The sequence below is a fragment of the Desulfobacula phenolica genome, assembly GCF_900105645.1.
GTDB lineage: Bacteria > Desulfobacterota > Desulfobacteria > Desulfobacterales > Desulfobacteraceae > Desulfobacula > Desulfobacula toluolica.
The window spans coordinates 437,452-460,952 of sequence record NZ_FNLL01000001.1 but is presented as its reverse complement, the minus strand read 5'-3'; the positions used below and the strand labels follow the sequence as shown (position 1 = coordinate 460,952).

The window sequence follows — 23,501 nt, the reverse complement described above, 5'->3', positions numbered from 1 at the left end:
TCGGTTTGCTCAATCAGGCAGTTTTTCCAAATCAATTGGCATGCCTGAATTCAGGCGCAAAGCATTCCATTCTTCTCGTGTGCGGACAGCTTCTTCTCCTGTCATTTTTTCAATAATTTCAAAATAATCCAGATGAAACCTGTCTTTTATGACATCAATTTCAGGTTTGCATTTTACAGTGAACACACTCTGCACCGACTGGTGGTCAAACTTACGCCACATTTGTTCATCTTTTAACGAAACATAATTGTGGCCTTCAAGGCTTCTGATCACTGAGGAAGAATCAAAGGAACCAGCTCTTTCAACTGCTTGCTTGTATTGATATAAAATTGTATAAGCACAAGCCCCGGATGTGGACGGATATCTATTATACCTTTTGACAAATGATTCAACAAAAATTTTTCCTTTTGGATAGTCATACTGATACGGCACTTGCCAGCACCAGGCAAGCGTTCCGATAACGCCTTGCATAACCCTTGGTCCACCATCTTGTGCCATCCCAAGGGTAAGATTTGGAACGATAATTTGAATTTTATTTTCAAGTCCGAGAATTTTTACCTGCCTGATTGCCGTACTCATATTCCTTCCAAAAAGAACCAGTACCAGGACGTCCGGCTTCAACATCCCGGCAAACAGGATTGCTTTTCTAAATTCTTTTTCTGTTGCATCTGGAAAGGATGTTTTTATGCCTTTGTGTCTCTCTTTGTCTTTGGTTCCTGTAAAATGTCTTACAGAAGCTTCTGTTGTGTCTCCCCATGTGTAATCTGCTGTGATGTAAAAATATTTTTTTTGTTTTGCAGGAAAATGCTTTTTAAGATAACCGCCAATGGCCTTGGCTCCCATCCATGCATTGTAGCATTCGCGGAATGTGTGGCGATGGGCATGTGTTCCTGTTGTTGCTGTTGAATAGGTCAAAGTGCCAAAAAAGATGATCCTTTTTTCCTGGCACAATCGGCCGGCTGCCAGGGCAACATTGCTGGCAGAGCCTCCAAAAACCATCTTTACCTGCTCATTATCAATCAAGTCCGTGACATTTGAAATTGTTGTATCAACCCTTGATTGGGAATCGCGCCAGACCACTTTCACCTTTTTTTCCAGGATACCGCCGTTTGAGTTTATTTCATTCACGGCAAGTTCTGTTGCCCTGATCTGATCAAGGCCCTGAACTGAGTATGGGCCGGTTCGTGGATAATTCAAACCTATTTTAACTATTTTGTCGTAGGCATACCCGTTTACAGACCACAAAAAAACAACTGAAAGTGCTAATGAGAATATCAATGACAACCTCCGCAATGACCTTTGACATCTCGTCATCATCTCCTCCCTATTTTCCCAGGCTGGTGATTTTCGCCACAAACAAACTGATCTTTTCTTTCAACAAAGATCAACCCAAAAAACACCTGAATTATTATTTTGACATCTGAACAAGAAAAACAAAAACACGGCTGAACAATACAGAATTTTATTTTTTAAAAAGGCAATAAGCTTAGGTATTCAGGACAATTTCTATAAATTCAACATACACCATCTTGTGTTGCAAAACAAATTGATTTTCAAGCGACATGACGCCAAAAAAACAACACACTAAAAAAAACCTTTCCTATATTATCGGTAAATAGTATAATTTTAACCCTTTGAATAACTGCCACGGGCATACTTGACCATTTTTTACAACGATCTGGTCTTTTTGGTTTGCCCACAATAAAGCCTGAAAGTCGCTGTTTGAATTTTTGAAGACTTTCATTTAAAAATTAAGAGATTAGCCTATGAATATACCGTCCCAAAAAGAATGTTTTAAGCTGATAGAGAAAATGGATATGATGGACCATATCATTGACCATTCTATAATGGTTTCCAATGTGGCCCGATTTCTATGTCTAAAGCTTAAAAAAACCTCTCCTGATCTTGATACCAGGTTGGCTATTTCCGCAGCACTGCTCCACGACATAACGAAAACCAGAAGTTTTGATACAAAAGAGCGCCATTCTGAAACCGGCGGCCGGATGTTAACCGAATTAGGATATCCGGAAATAGGTGATATCATACGTCAACACGTTATTTTGGACTCTTATGAAAACGATTCGCCTGTGACGGTGCAGGAAATAGTCAATTATTCTGACAAACGGGTATTGCATGACAAAGTAGTATCCCTGGACAAAAGACTTGAATATATCAAGGTTAAATATGGAACAAAAAAAAGTTTTAAAGATCGTATTCAAATAATGTGGACCAATACAATAAACCTGGAAAAAAAAATATTCTTTCATCTCAATATAACACCCAACCAATTATCAGATTGTATAACGGAAAAAATCAAAAAAGATGAATATTTTAAATAAATGTGATATCTTGTCTTCCTAATAATTTTCATACATTTATTTGATTGGAAACCAATTCAAAGTAAAACAGGACAAAAAAAACGCATGCTGTTAAAAATCAATCCGGACAATCCCCAGGAGCGACAGATCTCAAGGGTGGCAGATATTATTAGAAAAGGCGGGATTATCGCATATCCCACAGATACATTTTATGGTATCGGATGTGATATTATGAACAAAAAAGCCATTGAAAAAATTTACACCATAAAGCAACGCAATAAAAACAAACCCTTTAGTTTTATCTGTCCTGATTTAAAAGATATCTCCAAATATGCCAAAGTATCCAATTTTGCATATAGAAATATGAAAAGGCTATTGCCGGGACCGTACACATTTGTTCTGTCCGGTTCCAAACTGGTTCCCAAGATAATGCTGACCAAACGGAGAACAGCAGGAATAAGGGTTCCTGATAATAAAATCGCACTGGCACTGGCCAATGAACTTGGCCACCCTATCATTTCAACCAGTGCCACCCGACCGGATGGAAAGGTTTTTGATGACCCGTCACTGCTTCATGATTATTTTGCAACCACCATTGATATAGTTATTGATGGGGGTTCTGTGCCGGGGTCTCCTTCAAGCGTAATTTCTTTAATTGATGACGTACCGGAAATTATCCGTTACGGTGCTGGAAATGTTGAGATTTTTCAATAAAATACCTACAAACTTATTTAAAAATACTCGTCTGGTACTCAAAAAAAATACTGGCAAACAAAATTTTCCAGAGTTTTACCAGATTCAAACACCTTACAATCCAATCCTCACCATTAAGCAAACACTCGATATTTATGCTTCCAATATTTTCACATGCCATGACAGACCCCTCTGCAGCTGCCTCAAGGCATAATGTTCTGCATGATACCATATTTGGATATTATTTAATCATGGATACTGAGCTGATGTTTTAGATGATAAGAAATAGAATAGTGCAACCTATGCACAACCAAAACAAAAAGGTTTTCAACCCCAAAAAAAAAGCTGAAAACCTTTGTTTGTTTTTTATGGTGGGCCGTCAGGGAGTCGAACCCGGGACCTACTGATTAAGAGTCAGTTGCTCTACCAGTTGAGCTAACGGCCCATAAAGTTAACCCGACAAATCTATCAACCAATCTTAAAAATGTCAATAGATTTTTTTGATTTTGATGCATATTTGTTACAATTTTGTACTGATTTTTATGTGCCAATATGACTTCTTTGATTGATAAAGCATCTTCCGGTTTATTGGTGACTAAAATATAAGCCACGCAGAGCAGATTCTTTGCCAAGTGCTGTTCAATGGCAAACCCTGGCTTTAGTTTATATTTGTTCAGCTTTTCTCGAAGTTCTTCAAAAAGTAATTGGGTTTTGGCTGTTCAAAAATGGAGGGAATTACGTTTTTTAGCAGCAACCTTATGATCATATAAAGGGAATTTAGAATATTCACATGCGTTATCCTTGTCAAACATCGAGTTAAACATTGACTTTTTAGGCATTTAAGCTTATTCTTAAAAACAATTGATCTTTTACAATTTGGGGGCGAAATGGCTTCGACGGAGATTTTGAGGCCCATGGTAGCATACCGAGTTTTTTGTCAGCTCGTAAAATTGGCAAAGCATTAAACATAATCGCAGATGATTATAATTACGCTGTAGCTGCTTAAGGCAGCTTCCGTCCTCCTGAAATCCTTCTTGCAGATCTCAGGTCAGGGCGTCGACTTTGCAAGACCGCTTTTTAAGGGCGTCTGAACCTTAAAAGTTAAACTTTTCAGACTATATTGTTTTGTATCCATCTCAAAGGAGACATTACAACAAATATAAATTTTGAGATAAGTATGTAGAAGCCTAGGTTGATTGTTTTCGGACGCGGGTTCAACTCCCGCCGCCTCCACCATTTTTACAAATAAAATCAATGGTTTATATAGTTTTGGCTCGGTATGTACTCCGGTCGGTAACTATTATATTCACATATTTTTTCATAGGGGATAGCTCTTTTACAAGAGTTATCCCCTTTTTTGTTCTTTTTCCATGGGATATCTGCAATATCACTGTTATTTCATCGGTAAAACTTTATTTCCATTCAAATAGATAAAAGACTCCAGTGAGTGTTCCATCAAGAATAAGCAAATAAAACATGTGTGTGTCATCATTAAATTTTTTAAATATGAGGGGAAAAATGATATCCGTGTATATATGAAATTGTGGAAAAAGCAGCGGGCAACCAGAAGTTCAACTGCTCACAAATGCAGAGACACCTTCACAAGCTTGAAAAAGACCTGTTGTAAACCCAAAATTTCCTTTTGGAATTATCTCAAGGATCGTTTGTGCCGATTGAATATACTTCCTTCCATAGCTGATCCTGTTGCTTTGAAAGCAAAGAAAATATTCAGTGAACCGGTTTATAGCCTCTGTACTACCCGCACTTATTTAGAACTTATGATTTTTACATGCGATTACCCTGCTAAAAGGATTCTTTTTTTCTTTCCCTGTCAAGATCTCGCTTCATATCTTTTTTCTTGATGCTTTCCCGCTTGTCAAATAATTTTTTGCCTCGGCCAAGACCAATGAGAACCTTAATTTTATCGTTTTTAAAATATATTTTTAACGGAACCAGAGTATATCCCTTTTCCTTAATCTTTGACCAAAGTTTTTTAATCTCATACCCATGAAGCAGCAACTTTCGTGTTCTCAAAGATTCATGGTTACTGTAGTATGCATATTTGTATGGTGAGATATGCAATTGTCTTAAAAAAATCTCACCATTTTTAATATCTGCGTACGCATCCTGAAAACTGACTCTTCCTTCCCGGATAGATTTAACTTCAGTCCCGACCAGAACGATTCCCGCTTCATATTCTGATTCAATAGAATAGTTGTGCCGGGCTTTTTTATTGGTTGCAATGAGTTTAATATATTCTGAGTTCATAGGTTTTCATCCGTCTCTCGAAAAGGGAGGATATCTTTATATTCCTTTAAAATAAAATCCGATATTTCTTGCACAGTATTGAATTTCATAATTTCTTTTACGTTCTTTTCAGCCTTTTGTGTATCAAGGTCACGAATCAATTTTTTAACTGCCGGAATGGAAGCAGGGTTCATGGAAAAATTTGACAATCCCATACCCACAAGAACCGGCAGATTAATTGGATCACCCGCCATCTCTCCACACATTACAAGATCTATACCTTTTTTCTTTGCAGAGTCATAGGTCATTTTAATCATTTTTAACACCGCCGGATTCAATGCCTGGTATAAATGCGCTACCCGCCTGTTACGCCGGTCGATCGCCATGGAATATTGAATCAGGTCATTTGTTCCAATGCTAAAAAAGTCCACATGCTCTGCAAGGTACTCAGCCATAATTACGGCAGAAGGCACCTCGATCATTATGCCAAGGGGAATATCCTTATTAAAAATTTTATCTTCATGGTCAAGTTCAAGGATTGCTTTATTAATAACCTGCTTGACCTGAATAATTTCTTCGACACAAGAAATCATCGGAATCAGCAATTTAATATTTCCAAAGGCTGCCGCCCTTAAAATGGCTTTCAACTGTGTAATAAATATATCCTCATTCTCAAGGCAAAACCTTACTGCCCGCAGCCCTAAAGAAGGGTTAGCCTCCTCAACCGTTGACAAATATGGATTAACCTTGTCTCCATTAATATCAAGTGTCCGGATGGTGACGCTCTGCGGACTCATTAATTCGACAAGTTCCTTGTATTTACATAAGAGTTCATCCTCGGTCGGGAACCTTTTCAAATCAAGGTATAAAAATTCGGTCCGGAAAAGGCCTATATCTATTGCCCCGTAGTCTTTGACTGCAACAACTTCTTCTACAAGCTCAATGTTGGCCATAAGATTTAAAGATCTTCCGTCTTTAGTGACAGCCGGAAGATGACTCTCTCTTTCCAAACCGGCCCTGTATTTTTCAAACCTTGCCAGGCGAGCTTCATATTCAAACAATGTGTCTTCATCAGGATTGATGATCAGAGTTCCGGAAGAACCGTCAACAATTAAAATATCATCATTTTTAACATTGATTGTTGCCCGGCCCAGTCCCAGCACAGAAGGAATTTTTAATGATTTGGCAACAATACTTGTATGGGAATCTTTTCCGCCACGGTCGGTAACAAACCCTTTTATCCTCTCAAGCTGTATCTGACTTGCGTCCGCAGGCGATAAATCATGTGCAACAATAATCACACGCTTGTTTATATCGGAAATTTTAATATCCTGGGCACCAATCAAATATGACATAATCTTGTCTGAAACCTGAACAATATCATTTACCCTGGCCTGCAGATATTTGTCATCAATCTGCTGAAACATGGCTTTGACTTTTCTTGATACTTTTCTCAAGGCCCATTCCGCATTGATCTTTTCACTGGTAATAATATCAATGGTTTTGCCATACAGCATTTTATCCTTAAACAGAACCATATGTGTTTCAAGAATATTCAAATTTTCACCAATATCATCATCAAGGGCCTCAATGATCTTGGCATGGTCGTTTTTTGCTTTTAGAACAGCCTGCTTGAACCGGTCTATCTCTTTTGGCACCAGTGCGTCACTTACCGGATACCGCTTAATGAGGTTGACACCTTCTTTGTCAACGATATATGCCTTACCGATGCAGATACCGGGTGACCCGCTGATTCCTTTTATAATTATCTGACGTGACTTTGAAATGACCATCTTTTATATTTCTCCAAAACCGGTTTCAAAAAAATCAACAATCCGATCAAGAATCACCATATCTTCCTGATTTTCGATTTCAATCACAATCCGGGTTCCTTTCACAGCACACAGGGTTAATATATCAATGATACTTGTTGCATCAACCTTTGTTGAGTTTGCACAAAGCCAAACCTCAGATTGAGCCATTTCAGCCATTTGTGCGATTTTGGATGCGGGTCTTGCGTGCATTCCAAGTTCATTTTTAACCAATGTTTTACGAGTAATTATTCCACTATTCTTCAATATTGTTCTTTCTTTAAAAAAATATCTTTTTTCTTATATCTTTCCCCTGAAAATGTCAATGTAAGGGAAAAGGCTTATAATTGACAGTTAAATTTATATATGATAGGCCCTTGATTTAGCGGTTAAAATAGCACATATTGTTTAAATTTACCAGTTCCCACAATACAATTGGGTTTAAAGATAAGGAATTTATTGGAATTATCAACATGGAAAAATACCCTGTTAACGGAAAATACCCCATTAATGATTTTAAAACAGGCGAATCCTGGCGTTTGTTTAAAATTATGGGAGAATTTGTTGAAGGAATTGACTCACTGCATAATATCGGCCCTGCAGTATCTATTTTCGGATCTGCCAGAACCGATTGTGACCACCCGTATTATAAAAAAGCCGAAAACCTGGCAGCAGTATTTGGCAAAAACGGATATTCGGTTATTACCGGCGGTGGGGGTGGGGTTATGGAGGCGGCCAACAAGGGAGCTGCAAAAGAAAATGCAGATTCGATCGGCTTGAATATAACGCTTCCCTTTGAACAAAAACCCAATCCATATGCAACCACACAAATTGAATTTAAATATTTTTTTGTAAGAAAGGTTATGTTTTTAAAATATGCCCAGGCCTACATCATTCTGCCAGGAGGGTTTGGAACCCTTGATGAATTGTTTGAAACCATAACACTGATTCAAACTCAGCGGATCAGGAGATTCCCGATTGTCCTTGTGGGCACCGAGTACTGGGAAGGCCTTATCCAATGGGTAAAAAACAAGCTTTTAAAAGAAAAAATGATCTCAAAAAAGGATCTCAACCTTTTTCATCTCCTTGATGATCCGGATGAAATCGTCAAGGTGGTAGTGGATTTTAATCAAGAACCAATAATATAGCATGCATGGTGCGTGACAGAGGGGGACAAATTTTAAATCTGTTCCCCTTTCCCCATCTTATCCTATCTGACAGCCCCTTTTGAAAAATAAAAGACTGTATTTTTCGGTAGTCTTTCCAAACCGATTCTGTTAATGAGATCTTTTTTTGTTTCTTCCATTGTTGAAAAACCCTGATCCGAATAAAATGATTTACAAAATATTTCCCCCCATGAATTCAAATAAACTGCCGTATATTCAGTTACCTTTCGTTGTTGTCTGGGGGAGTAAAAATTGATGGAGATAAAGAGGTATACCACTTCCTTTTCCTCCGACAACTGATCAAAAGTGATGACTTTTTTGTATACAGGACTGAAAAAATCATACATGGCTTTATAAAGTTTGCGGATATCATTAAAGCTTACATAGGTCGGATTAGGGATTAAATTAATGACAGCAGTTTCTTTATAGAGGTTATTGTTAATCAACCATGCACCAATTTCTTCAATGGTTTTTGCTTTAATCAAAAATTCTTCATTATGATAAACCGATTTTTTATTTTTATTAAATAGCTCCCAAGTCCCTATCGTATCATCTTTTTTAATATATTTGAGATGCAAACCCTTAAAATACCTGTCATTTTGTGATACGAGAAGAATCTTATCAACCTTGCCCGGTTGTTTTGAAAATTCAATACTCACCCTTCGCTCAAGCACTATCCGGTCTTCAGGACTGATTCTTGACCGATCATGAGACATGCCGTCAAATAATGTTTTTACTGTTGCATGTTTTTTTTCCATATATTTTTTAATGCTGTTCGAAAGCTTCACAATATCGCTGTAAGGCCATGTTTTGAACCCTCCGATATAAAATACCTTATTTTTTTTCCAGCCCCATTTTATCAAACATTTTTCCAGCAGTATTTTTCTAAGGCCAAAAACCGTGTTATCAATTTGGGCATCTTTTGAAATGCCGAGCTTAAGGAAAAAACAGGTCAGCATAAGGTTAACAGAATACTCATCTTTTGCTGTCTGATAATAATTTATCAAATTCTTTAACAAAATATAATAAGCATCATTCTGGGCAAGTTGCAAATGGATGCCGGAATTCATCCATTCATCCTTATACTTATTGCAAAGCAATGATTCTTTACCATACTCATAAATATATTTTTCAAGAAGAGCTATTTTGATCACGGATTTAAACGGACTTTTCAACCATTTAAACATCTGCCAGATGGACGCGCCAAAATATTCGTTTGTTGATATGGCATGAATATCACCTAAGTCCATATATCTGACAAAATTTGAAAAATTTGAGATTTCATTTAAAATAGTATTATAATAATTAATACTGATTGCAGTAGGCAATACAGACCAAAGGGGTATTTTTCCCGCAACATAAATCATTGTCCTGTAAAATTCTTCTTTTAAAAGTCTTGTCTGAGCAGAACCGGAGCTTTCAAATGTTGATTCCCCAAAATCATTATGTTTTGTTTTTAGAATATCCACCAAAAAAAACATGACCGTAGTGTCAAACTGTTCCAGGGCCAGATGCTCGATTGTTTTCAGTTTCTTTTTTAAAAGATCAAATTCTTTTGCTGTGAAGTTATCCTCATTAATACAGATCCAGTAATCAATATCCGATTCTGATGTCTGGGCAATAGACCCTATGCTCCCAATGGTAAAAAGCCCTTCAATCGCATGTTTTTTACACCGTCTGATAGGTATGTTATCTATGCTTATATATTTTTTTAAAACTTCTTGGGTTTCAAAACTCGGCACATAATCGCAGATACCAAGGGGTGTCTTATCCCGAATGGCTGCAGCGCCTTGAAACTCAATATTTTCATGAAGTAAAAGAGGTATGATTTGAAATAAATCCGCTTGCTTGGTCTTAAAAATATCAAACGCTGTCAGCAGGCTTAGTTGATTTTGTTTCAAAAACTTGTTCTCACCATAATGAATAAATTCACTGAAAATCAAAATATTGATTTGAGCCACCGTGGTTTTATTCATTTTCGGCATATCGTTTAAAGAAACTTGAAATTCTCTGGCATTATAATCCATATCTTGGGTTTTAACGATGAACCCTGAACCGGAAGGAAATCTGCAAAACCTTGCAGATACATTTGAAAAATCAGCCTGTTCAATGTTTGAATCGACAAAGGATACCGCAGAAATTCTTGAATGAGCAAAACAGGCACCGGCAAATTTTGTCCGGTTAAAAGAGGTTTTTGAGATAATAGCGTTCAAAAATGATGCATCCATCATCTCCGCACAATTAAAATTACAATTAAAAACAGAAACATTTTGAAAACTGCAATTCTTAAATATGGCGTTCTGTGCATTAACATTTATAAAAACGGCGTCATCAAAATTAACCCGGTCAAATTCCGTTTCGTGCATATCAACATTGTAAAAAAGGCTTTTTTTAAAAAATGCCTTGAAAAAGGATGCCTTGGAAAAGTCACAATTACGAATATTACATTTACAAAAGAAAAGAGAGACGGAAAAAAAGGAATAAGAGGACAGGTCGATATTTTGTATTACTTCATCTTTAAAATCAATCGACTTCAGCACGGTATTCTTTTTAAGAGCTTCTATCTTTTTTTCACTTGGGCTTAAAAAAAATCTTTGTATAAAACCCCTGTTTTTTTTTGAATTCTGTTTAGCCAACCGGATGATGGGATCAAATTCGGTTTCAATACTTTTTTTTTCCAGATGAAGAAACTGTTTTATTTTTTCTATGAATTGGACAACATCAGCTCTTAAAGAATCTTTGGAATCAATATTATATCGGTTTAATATATTAACTACCCTTTCCGGCCGTTTTTTGATCATCCCCAGAACACAGGCAAGATTCACATCAAAATTCTCGCTAACATATCTTTCTTTATTCAAAGCAATATCCTGAATAATGAAAAAAGAAATTTTTGATAACTCTGATATTTCAATCATGATCACCGGCATAAGTGCGGGATATTTTTTCCTTACAAGTTCAAGCAAGGCATAAGGCGGCAGTTTTCCCGACACAAGCAGCGCTTTGAAAGCGGCAAAGGCTTCCGTCAAATCACTCTCATAAAAAATTTCCAAAATCGGACAAAAAAGCTCCGGATACATCCCCTTTGAAGAATTTTCAATGATTTTATAGATTACAAGCCTTACGTTTTCATTGGTGTCTGCTTTCAAGATGCTGATCAATAAATCCGGGGAAATTTTTTTAACCATCATGGAGAGTGCTTTAAGTCCCATGATTTTTATATCAGGTGATTGAGATTGTATCTCATTAAAAATTATTTTATCCGGATCTCTTAACCCGGCATTAATATTGTGTAAAATAGGATCTGCATCCCTTCTCCGGTCAAAAAGGCCGGCATAAAATTCCACAACCGCCTTTCTATGCTGAATTGATCTTAAAATGCCATTAAATGAAAATCCGAATTTTAACCTGGCACTTGGGCTGGTTTGAATATATTGATCCACAAAAGCAAGCTTCCTGGGTTCAGAAACATTGGAAATGATTTTTTCCATGTCACTTAAAGAGATAAGACCCCTGTAAACAAGCCTGTAAGCAAAAAAAGCCCCTTTGCCTTCAAATTCAAGCAATGTTGTAAAAAGATAACTGAGTTCATTAAAGTGCAGGCCGGGACGAATATACTCACAGATCCTTGCACAAACCGAGGCGGATGCTTTCATGCCTTGCAAGAATCCCTCTTTATCTGATGGGTCTGCTAAAAGGGCATGGATTTTATATTGAATGGTCTCAAGGCTCTTCTTGGCATTGTTTCTCAAATGAAAATGATAGGATGTGATTCCGGCTAAAACCGCTATAATTGCATCTGCCGGATCCAACTGCCCTGCTATTTCGACAACAATAGCTTGTTTTTCTTCAGATAATTTTTTCCATTGGGCTTCAAACATATTGAAATCAAAATCTTTGAGTACAGCATCCATTATGAATATAGTCTTTCCATTTTTTACATTTATAAATAAAAATGCTATAGGGTATGTTTAAAAAATTTATAGCTGCTTAACTTTATACCACAACAGAATCATTTATGAAATTATTTGAACTTAACACAGAAAATAAAAAAAATGCTGCGGCCTATACTGCCGAATCAATTGAAGTCTTAAAAGGGCTTGATCCGGTCAAAAGAAGACCGGGGATGTACACTGACACTTCAAGCCCGGATCACCTGGCATTTGAAGTTATCGATAACGGCGTGGATGAAGCCATTGCAGGATATGCCAACCGGATTGATGTGGTGTTAAAGACAGATCAATCCATTATTGTTTCGGATAACGGGCGCGGGATGCCTGTTGATATTCATCCCGAAGAAAAAATATCAGGTGTGGAATTAATCATGTCAAAACTTCATGCAGGCGCAAAATTTTCCAATAAAGACTATAGTTATTCAGGCGGTCTGCATGGTGTTGGGGTTTCTGTTGTCAATGCATTGTCCAAAAGTTTGACAATCCATATTAAAAGGGATGGAAAAGAATATTGTATTGGTTTTAAGAACGGATTTAAAACCGAAGAGCTGACAATTGTCAAAGAAATCAACAAAAAAGAGTCTGGAACATCTCTTCAATTTTACCCTGACATGTCTTATTTTGATATCCCTTTATTTTCAAAAACAGCTTTAAAAACTGCCTTGAAATCAAAAGCCATTCTCTGTAAAGGACTTGTCACAAGTTTTTATGATGAAACATCAGGTGAAAAAAAAACCTGGAAATATGATCATGGAATTGATGATTATCTCAGTGAAAATTTAAAAGAAAAAAAATGCATATTCTCATCTCCTTTTTCAGGAGATATCAAAGGAGATGATCTTCAACTCATATGGGCGGTTAACTGGACCATGGACACCGGCCCAAACCCTGAAGAAAGCTATGTCAACCTTATTCCTACACGATTAGGCGGAACCCATGTAAACGGTTTCAGATCTGGTCTTTTAGAATCTGTAAAAGAATTTTGCAAGTTTCAAAATCTTTTGCCCAAGGGTTTATACCTGGCACCTGAAGATATCTGGAATAAAATCGGTTATATCCTGTCCGTCAAACTTAGCGACGCTCAATTTTCCGGACAGACAAAAGAGAGACTGTCTTCGCGTCATTGTGCCAATCTGGTGAATATTCAGGTCAGGGATGCCTTCAGTTTATGGCTGAATCAAAATATTGAACAAGGTGAAAAACTGGCAAATTTTGCCATTGAAAATGCAAAAAACCGAATTAAAAAAGCCAACAAAATTACTAAAAAAAGGTCATCAAACGGCACTACCCTTCCGGCCAAATTATCAGACTGTTCGAGTGTTGATCAAGAAAGGCGTGAATTGTTTTTTGTGGAGGGAGATTCTGCTGGCGGCTCGGCAAAACAGGCAAGAGACAGGCGGTTTCAAGCCATTATGCCGTTGCGCGGTAAAATTTTAAACACATGGGACATGGAATCTTCCGCCATTGTTGAATCAATGGAAATCCGGAATATTTCACAGGTTTTAGGCGTCATACCCGGTTCTGATGACATTTCAAAACTCCGGTACAATAAAATATGCATCCTGGCGGATGCCGACTCAGATGGATTGCATATTGCAACGCTGGTATGCGCACTGTTTTTAAAACATTTTCCAAAAGTTGTAAGCCAGGGTCATGTTTATATTGCCATGCCCCCATTATACAGAATTGACGTGGGCAAAGAAGTTTTTTACGCATTGGACGACTCGGAAAAAAACAATATTATCAAACGAATAGACCGGCGCAAAAAACATGGCAAGATAAATATCCAAAGGTTTAAAGGGCTGGGCGAGATGAATCCGGCACAGCTCAAAGAGACAACCATTTCACCGGATTCCAGGAGGCTTGTCCGGTTGTCTGTAAACGGCAGTTGTGAAGAATCATTAAAAGAGGTCTACGAGGTAATGGATATGCTTTTGGGTAAAAAAAGAGCAAAAGACAGAAAAACCTGGATAGAAACCAACGGCAACATAAAAGAGATTGAGTAATGAAAGATACGCTTCCGTCAGCCATTGATGATTATGAAAAAATACCTTTCCAGGATTTTGCTGAAAAAGCATATTTGAACTATTCAATGTATGTTATTCTAGATCGTGCCCTGCCCCATATCGGTGACGGTTTAAAGCCGGTGCAGAGAAGAATCATATATGCCATGAGCCAACTGGGATTATCGTCATCAGCAAAATTTAAAAAATCAGCCAGAACCGTGGGAGATGTGCTGGGAAAATTTCACCCTCACGGAGATACGGCCTGCTATGAAGCCATGGTTCACCTGGCACAACCTTTTTCCTTAAGATATCCTTTGGTGGACGGCCAGGGAAACTGGGGCGATCCCAATGATCCCAAATCTTTTGCAGCCATGAGGTATACGGAATCTCGTCTGTCACAATATGCACAAATTTTTCTTCAAGAACTGGATCAGGGCACCGTGGACTGGTCACCGAATTTTGACGGAACCCTCAATGAACCCACGATTCTTCCTGCACGCCTTCCCAATATTTTACTGAACGGCTCAACCGGTATTGCCGTGGGAATGGCAACCAGTCTTCTTCCCCATAACCTGAGGGAAGTGGCAAAGGCTTTGATACATTTAATCGATAATGAAAACGCGGATCTTGATCAAATCTGCAAATTCATCAAAGGCCCCGACTTTCCAACGGACGCTGAGATCATCACGCCCTCTGAGGAGATAATAGAAAGCTACAGGACAGGAGCCGGCCGGATAAAGATGCGTGCCGTATTTCATGTGGAAGATTCGGAAATTATTTACACAGCCCTGCCCCACCATGCTTCCACAGAAAAAATATATGAACAGATTGCCGCTCAGATGGAAGCAAAAAAACTGCCAATGATCAGCGATATACGAGATGAATCAGACCATGAAGAGCCCACACGGCTGGTTGTTATTCCAAGATCAAAAAACCTGGATCTGAACGCGTTGACAGATCATTTGTTTGCAACAACCGATCTTGAAAAATCTTACTCTTTCAACATGAACCTGATTGGAATCGACGGCAGGCCCAAGGTTAAAAACCTGCTTGAAATATTGACTGAGTGGCTTGAATTCAGAGCAGAAACAGTAAGAAAAAAATTAAACTTCCGGTTGGAAAAAATTTTAGACCGGCTCCATATTTTAGAAGGTTTGCTCACCGCTTTTTTAAATATTGATGAAGTGATTAATATTATCAGAAATTCTGATCATCCCAAAAAAGATTTGATAAAGGCCTTTTCATTAACTCAACTCCAAGCTGCTGCAATTCTGGAAATCAGGCTTCGCCAGCTGGCCAGATTAGAAGAAATTAAAATCAAATCAGAACTCAAAGACCTGGAATCCCAAAGAAAAGAGCTTGAAAAAATCCTTGGGTGTGAAGAAACATTCAAATCCTATATCAAAGAAGAAATAAAATCTGACGCAAAAAAATATGGAGATAAAAGACGATCTCCCTTGCAAAAACGCAAAGAAGCGGAAAAATTTTCTGTTACCGATTTAATGGACATTGAACCGGTAACCATTATTTTGTCAAAAAAAGGCTGGATTAGATCGGCCAAAGGGCATGAGATTAATCCTGAAACGGTTAAGTTCAAATCAGGAGATTCGCTTATGGAGTGTTTAAGGACCAGGAGCGACAAACCCATTATTTTTCTGGACAATACAGGCAGAAGCTATATGCTGTTTTCCCATTCACTTCCTTCTGCACGTGGAAATGGCGAGCCATTAACAGGTCAATTGTCAATTGCACCCAATGCACATATCAAATTCATGCTGTCAGGAGCAAGTAACGATTATTTTCTGGTCGCTTCCGATAATGGTTACGGATTTATCATAAAATTTACCGATTTTTTAACCAATTATAAAAACGGCAAAGCTGTAATCAATTTAAAAGAAAAGCATGAATTATTAAATCCTGAAAATATTGTTGATCGTTCAAAAGACAGCATTGCTGCGTTTTCATCTCAAGGCCGATTATTGATATTTGCATTAAGCCAACTGCCAAACCTGAAAAAAGGACAGGGAAATAAAATCATTTCCATTTCTAAAAAAAACTTAAACTCAACACCCCCTGAAAAGCTCAAGTTCCTTAAAGTTGTGCCTTCAGGATCTAATATTATAATTTATTCCGGCAAGCACTTCCTGAAATTAACCCCCGGGAATCAAAAAGATTATACAGGGAACAGGGGACAGAGGGGAAAAAAACTTCCCCGTGGATACCAAAATGTGGATCGTGTGGAGATAATACCGATTAAATCTGTTGGCGAGTAAAAGATGAAAAATTTTTATTTGCATTATTTTATCTTAATTCACCTACTGGTGCTGACATCTTTTTTTGTTTTTTTTTCTGTATTGATTCATAACAGGGAAGCCGATCCGAATTTAAGCCGTCTGGAAAGAATCGAAAAAACCCGTGTTATGAGGTTGATCACCACCAATTCCATAAACACCTGTTATTGGTATAATGACAGGCCCACCGGCTTTGAATATGATCTTGCCAGGGAATTTGCCGATTTCCTTAATGTTGATCTTGATATTGTTACCCCTGGCAGGAACAATATGTTTTCTTATCTTGAACAGGGAAAAGGAGATTTTATCGCATCCGGACTTGCCATAACAAAAAAAAGGCTTGAGGATGTCAATTTTTCAATTCCTTATATGACCGTTCAACAGCACATTGTTCATCACAAACTGGTTTTCGGGCCAAAGAATATTAAAGGCCTTAACCTTCAAACCATAGATATCCCTCGCGGCACATCTTATCAGGCCAGGCTGGAGGAAATTAAAAATTCAGGCATTGACTTAAACTATATTCTTCATAACAACATACCGAAAGAAGAATTGATCCGCATGGTTTACAACCAGGAAATAAAATTTACCATTGCCGACAATACAATTGCATATCTAAATCAAAGATATTATCCTGATATCCGAATCGGGATTCCGGTTCAGGAAAAAGAATATCTTGCCTGGGCAGTTAACAAGAATGATTCACAACTTCTGGAGCAGATGAATAAATTCTTCTTGTATGCAAATGAAACAGGGATATTAAACAGGATAACAGACAAATATTATTCAAATATTGAAAATTCAGACCTGTTTGACTTGAAAATATTTCATCATCGAATCAAAACCCGGCTGCCAAAATACAAAAAAATAATTGTGGAAGAGTCCATGAAATATGATTTTGACTGGAAACTTTTGGCAGCAGCCATTTACCAGGAATCCCATTTCAATCCCAATGCAATAAGTTTTACAAATGTCATGGGGTTGATGCAGGTTACTACTGTTACAGCAGAAGAAATGGGGATTGAAAATCGTCTGATACCGGCACAAAGCATTAAGGCCGGGATAAAATATCTTGATAAAATGGTTAAACGCTTTGATTATCTTGAGGATGAGTATGAAAGGATGCTGTTTGCTTTGGCCAGCTATAATGTCGGATATGGACATGTGATGGATGCCATAAGGATTGCCGAAGACATGGGGTGGGATGGAACAAAATGGCAGAATTTAAAAGCAGCCCTGCCATTATTGTCAAAATCAAAATACTATACAAAAACCCAATATGGTTATGCAAGAGGTTGGGAGCCGGTTCAATATGTTGAACGTATACTTACCTATTTTGATATCCTCAAGCAAAAAAAAATTTATTAAACATCAATACCATTTTTGCTTTATTTAATTTAACAGTCAGGCATTAAAAAATACTGATAAAATCATTTAAACGGTCAAACCCAAGGTAAATCCTTGATAAGCAAATAAAATAAAGATATCTTGATGAAAATAAATAAAGTCTATCAAAGAAATAAAAAATTTGACTTGATTCGTTCAATTTATTAGTTAAAAACTCAATAATTTTAATGAAATTCACAACTAACAAAGAATAAAAACACTATTCAAGAGAAAAATTAATGACACAAAAAATTCTGATCAATGCTTTAGATTCTGATGAAAACAGAATTGTTGCGCTAAAAGATAACAAACTTGAAGAATTTCACATTGAAACCACTGCAAAACAGGTCACACAGGGCAATATTTACAAAGGGATTGTCACAAGAGTCGAACCCAGCCTTCAGGCGGTGTTTGTGGATTATGGCGAGCCTAAAAATGGTTTTCTTCAAAAAAACGAAATCCATAAAGACTATTTTCAGGATGTTGAAGCTGGTGAAAAGGCCCTGTTTAAACTCATCAAAAAGGGCCAGGAACTGATTGTTCAAGTTACAAAAGATCCCATAAGCCAAAAAGGGGCCATGCTGACAACTTTCATCTCCCTTCCCGGAAGATTATCTGTTCTGATGCCGGGCAATTCAACAAAAGGGGTGTCCCGGAAAATCAGTGATGAGGATGAGCGAAAGAGACTTGTCGGTATCATAAAAAAAATGGATATTCCTTCAGGATTCGGCATGATTGTCAGGACCGCCGGAAAAAACGCCACGAAAACCATGCTGACGGCTGATTTAAAATACCTGATGCGAGTATGGAATAATATTGACAAAACTTCAATCAAAAGCCCTGCCCCTTCGTTGCTTTATAAAGAGCAAACACTTGCCGTTCGATCCTTAAGAGATTATTTAACATCGGATATTAAAGAAATTCTCATCGACAGCCCTGAAATTTTTAAAGAGGTAAAAGATTTCATTGGGGTTATCGCTCCCAAACAAAAAAAAATAGTCAAGCAGTTCAAGGGCGAAAAACCCATATTTACCAAATATCAGCTTGAAGATCAGATTGCCTCTATTTATAAAAGGGAGGTAACCCTCAAATCCGGAGGGTTTCTGGTCATTGAACAAACAGAAGCCCTTGTTTCCATTGATGTTAATTCAGGAAAATCCACCAAAAAGAAAAACATAGAAGAAACCGCTTTTCATACCAATCTTGAAGCATGCGAGGAAGTGGCCCGGCAATTGAGGCTGCGCGATATGGGCGGTCTGATTGTGGTTGATTTCATAGACATGAAAGAGAGCCGCCATAAGGCTGAAATCACCAAAACACTGAAAAAAAATTTAAAATCCGACAAGGCTAAAACAAAAGTCGGAGGTATCACAAAGTTTGGTTTACTGGAAATGTCACGGCAACGGATAAGGCATTCAATCACTTTCGGAAGCTATGAAACCTGCAGGCATTGTAAAGGCAGGGGCCAGACGCCTTCAGTAGAAACCCAGGGTCTGGCATTTTTAAGGCAGTTGAAGCTCAGGACATTAAAACCCGGAATCAAGGAAGCAACAGGAGTTTTACCCAATGATGTGGCAGGTTATCTGTTGAACAAAAAAAGAGCTGAACTCACTGAAATTGAATCGAAAAAATCTGTTTTCATTACGATTGAGGGTGATCCCAATATGGTTTCCGGTGAAAACAAAATCATTATCATTCCCCATAACAATTGAAGACGTTTCTTGACATAAAGGGTTCTATTGTGTATCTGAAACAATTTCAATCTTAAGAAGGAAGCTGGATCCATGAGCCTGCAAAAGAATGGAAAAAGAAGCGGATTAATAACTATTGCCGTAATTTTATGCGGGGTGTTTTTTTTGACCGCCCTGTATTTTACCAAACTTCAGGAAAAGGATTTACCAGCATCAAAAGGTAAAATTGTAATGTCACAAAAACAGGGAATCAACAAAAAGGACATTACGGGCAATAAAAACAAAGCCGTTAAAGGTGACATTATCATTATGCCGACCATTGATTATAATCATCTTCAAAAGGACAAAACCTTAAAGCAACTCATGGTATCACGCAAAGAGGGCCTGGGCATTAAAAAAAGCCTTGATATGATTGTCAATTCTGATGAAAGCTTCAAAATTGGTGATGTTCAAATCTCTATGAGAGATATTTTAGAAAATGCCTTTATAAAAGACGGAGAAGTTTTTGAAGAAAAAATTTATGACTCCGGAGCTATTTTGCCTCAAAAGATAAAACCCTATGGAATTTATGTGGTTCAACCCGGCGATAACATATGGAATATTCATTTTAATATTTTAAAAGAATTTTACGGCCATCACGGGATACATGTTACACCCAGAGCCGATGAACCCATTGATCAAGGGAAAAGCTCAGGGGTTGGAAAAATTTTAAAATTTTCCGAAACACTTGTAATCATATATAATCTTATTGAAAAAAAAGTGGATTCAAATATTGATATTATTGAACCGCTAAGCAAGATTGTCGTTTACAATGTGGATGAAGTTTTCTCACTTCTTCAGGAAATTAACTATCATAATATAGACAGAATCCAGTTTGACGGAAAAACAATCTGGATTCCTGCAAAAAAAATATAAATTTATATATTTTATTTATTCTAAGGAGGATTTATTTTGATTAGTACAGCATATGCAATGGGACAGGCAGGCGGGCAAGCGGGTGGACAGGCAGGTGGAATAGCAGGCTTTTTACCCATTATTATTTTATTTGCAATTTTTTATTTTCTTTTGATTCGGCCACAGCAGAAAAAAGCCAAAGAACATAAGGAAATGATATCCAATTTAAAAAAAGGCATTCGGATTGTAACATCCGGCGGCATCTATGGAACTATCCAAAGCTTGGATGATACAACCATTGGTCTTGAAATCGCTGAAAAGGTAAAAATTAAAATTTCCCGTGGAAATGTTGCAGCGGTAATTTCTGATACAGATGCTGTCCGTAAAGATGATAAAAAGAAAAAATAATTCCATTAGGAGCAATTAGATTGAAACCATTTACCTTTAAAACTGTATTTATTCTATGTGTTGTTTTAGCGGCTGTTGTCTGTTTGCTTCCCACATTCCTTGATTGCTGGCCCCATAAAAAAATCAATTTAGGGCTGGATCTTCAAGGAGGGATGCATCTTGTACTTGAAGTCCAGAATATCAAAGCAGTTGAAGCAGAGGTGGAAAGAACAATACAGGAGATTAAAAAAGAACTTAGAAGCGAGGGGGTGAAACACCTTGGTGTTTCACGTCTGAACGACAATTCCATTCTTGCAAAATTTCAAGGGAGCGAAGACAAATCCAGCATTGAAAACGTTCTTTCAAAAAGTTTTGACAATCTGATCATCCAGAAACCTCAAAAGGAAAATAACAATATTTCCTATAAATTAGCCTTGCCGGAAAAAGATATTGAAAACATCAAAAAAATGGCAACGGAACAGGCTCTTGAAACCATCCGTAACAGGATAGATGAGTTTGGTGTAAGTGAGCCTGATATCCGGATACAGGGCGGGAACAGAATCCTTTTACAGCTGCCGGGCATTAAAGATCCGGAAAGGGCAAAAGGGCTGATCGGAAAAACAGCCCAATTAACATTCCAGCTGGTTGATGATGAAGCTGATGTTGATCTGGCCATCAATGGAACCCCTCCGGTTGGAGATGAAATACTGTATCAGCATAAAATCAATTCAAACTCCGGCACATCAACTAAAATTCCTTTTTTAATCAAAAAAAGAGTTCTTCTGGATGGCAGCCTCCTAACCAATGCCAGAGTTGAGTTTGATCAATTTCAACAACCCTTGGTAGGCATTGAGTTTAATCGAAAAGGAGCAAGGATTTTTGACCGGATAACCGGGGAAAATATCCACAAACGTCTTGCCATAGTTCTTGATAAATCAGTTTATTCAGCTCCGGTCATCCAGGACAGAATTGCCGGGGGCAAAGCCACAATAACAGGTAGTTTCACATTGAATGAGGCAAAAGATCTGGCCATTGCACTGAGAGCCGGTTCTTTGCCGGCACCTGTTAAAATTATTGAAGAACGAACAGTCGGCCCCACACTGGGGGCTGATTCCATCCGAATGGGTCTTATTTCAATGCTTGTGGGCGGACTTCTTGTGGTACTGTTTATGAGCATCTACTATAAGGGTGCAGGCTTGATTGCCGATCTGGCACTGATTATTAATATTGTTCTTATCGGTGGCGGCCTTGCCGCATTCCAGGCCACACTGACTCTGCCAGGAATAGCAGGCATAATTCTTACGATCGGCATGGCTGTTGATGCCAATGTGATTATTTTTGAAAGAATCAGAGAAGAGCTGCGATCCGGAAAAACCGCTCTGGCATCCGTTCATGCAGGGTTTGACAGAGCAACCCTGACGATTCTCGATGCCAACGTGACCACTTTTATTGCCGCCCTGGTTCTTTACCAGTTTGGTACAGGTCCGATCAAAGGTTTTGCCGTTACCCTTTGCCTTGGTATTATTGCAAGCCTTTTTACAGCGCTGGTTCTCTCAAAAAATATTTTTGATTTTATTCTTAAAAACAAACAGTCGTCAAAACTAAGCATATAAAGGGAATACATAATGCAAATTATCAAGTCTGATATTAATATAGACTTTATTGGTAAACATAAAATCGGATTTGTTTTATCAACCATCCTTATCCTCTTGAGCATCGGGTCTCTCATCATTAATAAAGGGCCTAACTATGGTGTCGATTTTGTTGGCGGAACCTTAATTCAACTAAAATTTTCAGAACAGGTTCCTGTTGGAAAAATACGATCAGCCCTATCCGATATAGGCTTTAACGATGCTTCGGTACAAAATTTCGGACAACCCCAGGACCATGAATTTTTGGTTAGAACCAGCAACCTGGAAATGACCAGTAAAGGCTTGTCTCAATCCGTGATTGAAGCTGTCAAATCATCCACAGGAATTGCTCCTGAAATCCGAAGAGTGGAAATGGTCGGCCCCCAGGTCGGACAGGATTTAAGGAAAAAAGCGCTGTTAGCCATTTTTTATTCCCTGCTGTTTATCACCATATATATTTCAGGCAGGTTTGAGTTAAAATGGATGTTATCGGGTGTAACAGCGGGTTCTCTTATGACTGCGGTATATTTTCTGTCCGTATTTAATGTAAGCATGGTTGTTCTGATCACGGCAGCCCTGGTTGTAACACTGGTATTGTTTTGGATGTTACACCTCAAATATGCCATGGGTGCTATTGTTGCGCTTTTGCATGATGTATTGATCACCGTGGGAATCTTTTCGATGTTAAACCTGGATTTTTCATTACCGATTATTGCGGCACTCTTAACCATTATTGGATATTCATTAAATGATACCATTATTGTCTTTGACCGGATCAGGGAAAATGTAAAAGGAGCCAAAACAACGGACTCACTGCCGTTACTGTTTAATAGAAGCATCAATGAAACCCTTTCAAGGACGATTTTAACATCAGTAACAACATTGATCGTTCTTTTGGCCCTTTATTTTCTGGGTGGAGAAATTATTCATAATTTTGCATTTGCCATGATTATCGGTGTTCTTATCGGCACCTATTCTTCCATATTTGTGGCATCCCCCATTGTTCTTGCGACCAACAAAAGGTAGT

17 protein-coding genes, 1 tRNA gene and 1 other RNA gene are annotated in these 23,501 nt (G+C 37.9%); 13 read left to right on the top strand and 6 right to left on the bottom strand.

Annotated elements, in window-relative coordinates:
- Positions 1 to 9: 9 nt before the first annotated feature.
- Positions 10 to 1,278, bottom strand: coding sequence for a substrate-binding protein (locus tag BLT94_RS01940; RefSeq protein WP_092229883.1), 1,269 nt, complete (start codon positions 1,276 to 1,278; stop codon positions 10 to 12).
- Here BLT94_RS01940 and BLT94_RS21905 point away from each other — a divergent pair.
- The 3 genes from BLT94_RS21905 (at position 1,278) to BLT94_RS01930 (ending at position 3,032) form a co-directional block, all read left to right on the top strand.
- Entirely contained in the window at positions 1,278 to 1,424 is a 147-nt protein-coding gene (locus BLT94_RS21905; protein WP_175530240.1) for a hypothetical protein, read from the top strand. The two genes, BLT94_RS01940 and BLT94_RS21905, sit on opposite strands and share 1 nt — an antisense overlap.
- 342 nt (positions 1,425 to 1,766) lie before the next feature.
- On the top strand, positions 1,767 to 2,339 hold the full coding sequence (locus BLT94_RS01935; RefSeq protein ID WP_092229881.1) for an HDIG domain-containing metalloprotein: 573 nt from the start codon (positions 1,767 to 1,769) through the stop codon (positions 2,337 to 2,339).
- Positions 2,340 to 2,423: 84 nt separating this feature from the next.
- The gene (locus tag BLT94_RS01930) at positions 2,424 to 3,032 is read left to right on the top strand and encodes an L-threonylcarbamoyladenylate synthase (protein WP_092229879.1); all 609 of its coding nucleotides are present in this window, start codon (positions 2,424 to 2,426) and stop codon (positions 3,030 to 3,032) included.
- A gap of 348 nt (positions 3,033 to 3,380) precedes the next feature.
- On the opposite strand, the gene BLT94_RS01925 is transcribed toward BLT94_RS01930, so the two are convergent.
- Positions 3,381 to 3,456: transfer RNA gene (locus tag BLT94_RS01925), tRNA-Lys, on the bottom strand.
- 433 nt (positions 3,457 to 3,889) lie between these two features.
- On the opposite strand from BLT94_RS01925, the gene ssrA reads away from it, so the two are divergent.
- Positions 3,890 to 4,247: a transfer-messenger RNA gene (gene ssrA, locus BLT94_RS01920) on the top strand.
- A 567-nt stretch (positions 4,248 to 4,814) separates the two neighbouring features.
- Here the strand turns inward: ssrA and smpB are convergent.
- The 3 genes from smpB to BLT94_RS01905 are packed head-to-tail and all read right to left on the bottom strand — an operon-like array spanning position 4,815 to position 7,336.
- A complete protein-coding gene (gene smpB / locus BLT94_RS01915) occupies positions 4,815 to 5,279 on the bottom strand; it encodes an SsrA-binding protein SmpB (protein ID WP_092229877.1) in 465 nt (154 codons plus the stop codon).
- Positions 5,276 to 7,051 carry a phosphoenolpyruvate--protein phosphotransferase gene (ptsP, locus tag BLT94_RS01910; protein ID WP_092229875.1) on the bottom strand — a complete coding sequence of 592 codons (1,776 nt, stop codon included), beginning with the start codon at positions 7,049 to 7,051 and terminating at the stop codon, positions 5,276 to 5,278. Before ptsP ends, smpB begins: the two co-directional genes overlap by 4 nt.
- A gap of 3 nt (positions 7,052 to 7,054) precedes the next feature.
- Complete coding sequence (locus BLT94_RS01905; protein WP_092229873.1) at positions 7,055 to 7,336, bottom strand: HPr family phosphocarrier protein; 282 nt, start codon at positions 7,334 to 7,336, stop codon at positions 7,055 to 7,057.
- 206 nt (positions 7,337 to 7,542) lie between these two features.
- On the opposite strand from BLT94_RS01905, the gene BLT94_RS01900 reads away from it, so the two are divergent.
- Entirely contained in the window at positions 7,543 to 8,217 is a 675-nt protein-coding gene (locus tag BLT94_RS01900; RefSeq protein WP_175530239.1) for an LOG family protein, read from the top strand.
- 62 nt (positions 8,218 to 8,279) lie between these two features.
- On the opposite strand, the gene BLT94_RS01895 is transcribed toward BLT94_RS01900, so the two are convergent.
- Positions 8,280 to 12,149, bottom strand: a complete 3,870-nt coding sequence (locus BLT94_RS01895; RefSeq protein ID WP_092229870.1) for a class I adenylate cyclase — start codon at positions 12,147 to 12,149, stop codon at positions 8,280 to 8,282.
- Between the two features lie 104 nt (positions 12,150 to 12,253).
- Here BLT94_RS01895 and parE point away from each other — a divergent pair, with 104 nt between their 5' ends.
- The 8 genes from parE to secF all read left to right on the top strand — a co-directional run bounded on the left by parE (position 12,254) and on the right by secF (position 23,500).
- Complete coding sequence (gene parE / locus BLT94_RS01890) at positions 12,254 to 14,194, top strand: DNA topoisomerase IV subunit B (protein ID WP_092229868.1); 1,941 nt, start codon at positions 12,254 to 12,256, stop codon at positions 14,192 to 14,194.
- Positions 14,194 to 16,467, top strand: coding sequence for a DNA topoisomerase IV subunit A (gene parC / locus BLT94_RS01885; RefSeq protein ID WP_092229866.1), 2,274 nt, complete (start codon positions 14,194 to 14,196; stop codon positions 16,465 to 16,467). Before parE ends, parC begins: the two co-directional genes overlap by 1 nt.
- Before the next feature lie 3 nt (positions 16,468 to 16,470).
- Positions 16,471 to 17,853 carry a membrane-bound lytic murein transglycosylase MltF gene (gene mltF, locus BLT94_RS01880; RefSeq protein ID WP_092229864.1) on the top strand — a complete coding sequence of 461 codons (1,383 nt, stop codon included), beginning with the start codon at positions 16,471 to 16,473 and terminating at the stop codon, positions 17,851 to 17,853.
- 257 nt (positions 17,854 to 18,110) lie between these two features.
- Entirely contained in the window at positions 18,111 to 19,583 is a 1,473-nt protein-coding gene (locus BLT94_RS01875; protein WP_014956954.1) for an Rne/Rng family ribonuclease, read from the top strand.
- A 72-nt stretch (positions 19,584 to 19,655) separates the two neighbouring features.
- Positions 19,656 to 20,477: a hypothetical protein gene (locus tag BLT94_RS01870; protein ID WP_092229862.1), complete on the top strand. Its 822-nt coding sequence runs from the start codon at positions 19,656 to 19,658 to the stop codon at positions 20,475 to 20,477.
- Between the two features lie 36 nt (positions 20,478 to 20,513).
- Complete coding sequence (gene yajC / locus BLT94_RS01865) at positions 20,514 to 20,864, top strand: preprotein translocase subunit YajC (protein WP_014956952.1); 351 nt, start codon at positions 20,514 to 20,516, stop codon at positions 20,862 to 20,864.
- Between the two features lie 20 nt (positions 20,865 to 20,884).
- A complete protein-coding gene (gene secD / locus BLT94_RS01860) occupies positions 20,885 to 22,456 on the top strand; it encodes a protein translocase subunit SecD (protein WP_092229860.1) in 1,572 nt (523 codons plus the stop codon).
- Positions 22,457 to 22,468: 12 nt separating this feature from the next.
- Positions 22,469 to 23,500 carry a protein translocase subunit SecF gene (gene secF, locus BLT94_RS01855; protein WP_092229858.1) on the top strand — a complete coding sequence of 344 codons (1,032 nt, stop codon included), beginning with the start codon at positions 22,469 to 22,471 and terminating at the stop codon, positions 23,498 to 23,500.
- Position 23,501: the final 1 nt, after the last annotated feature.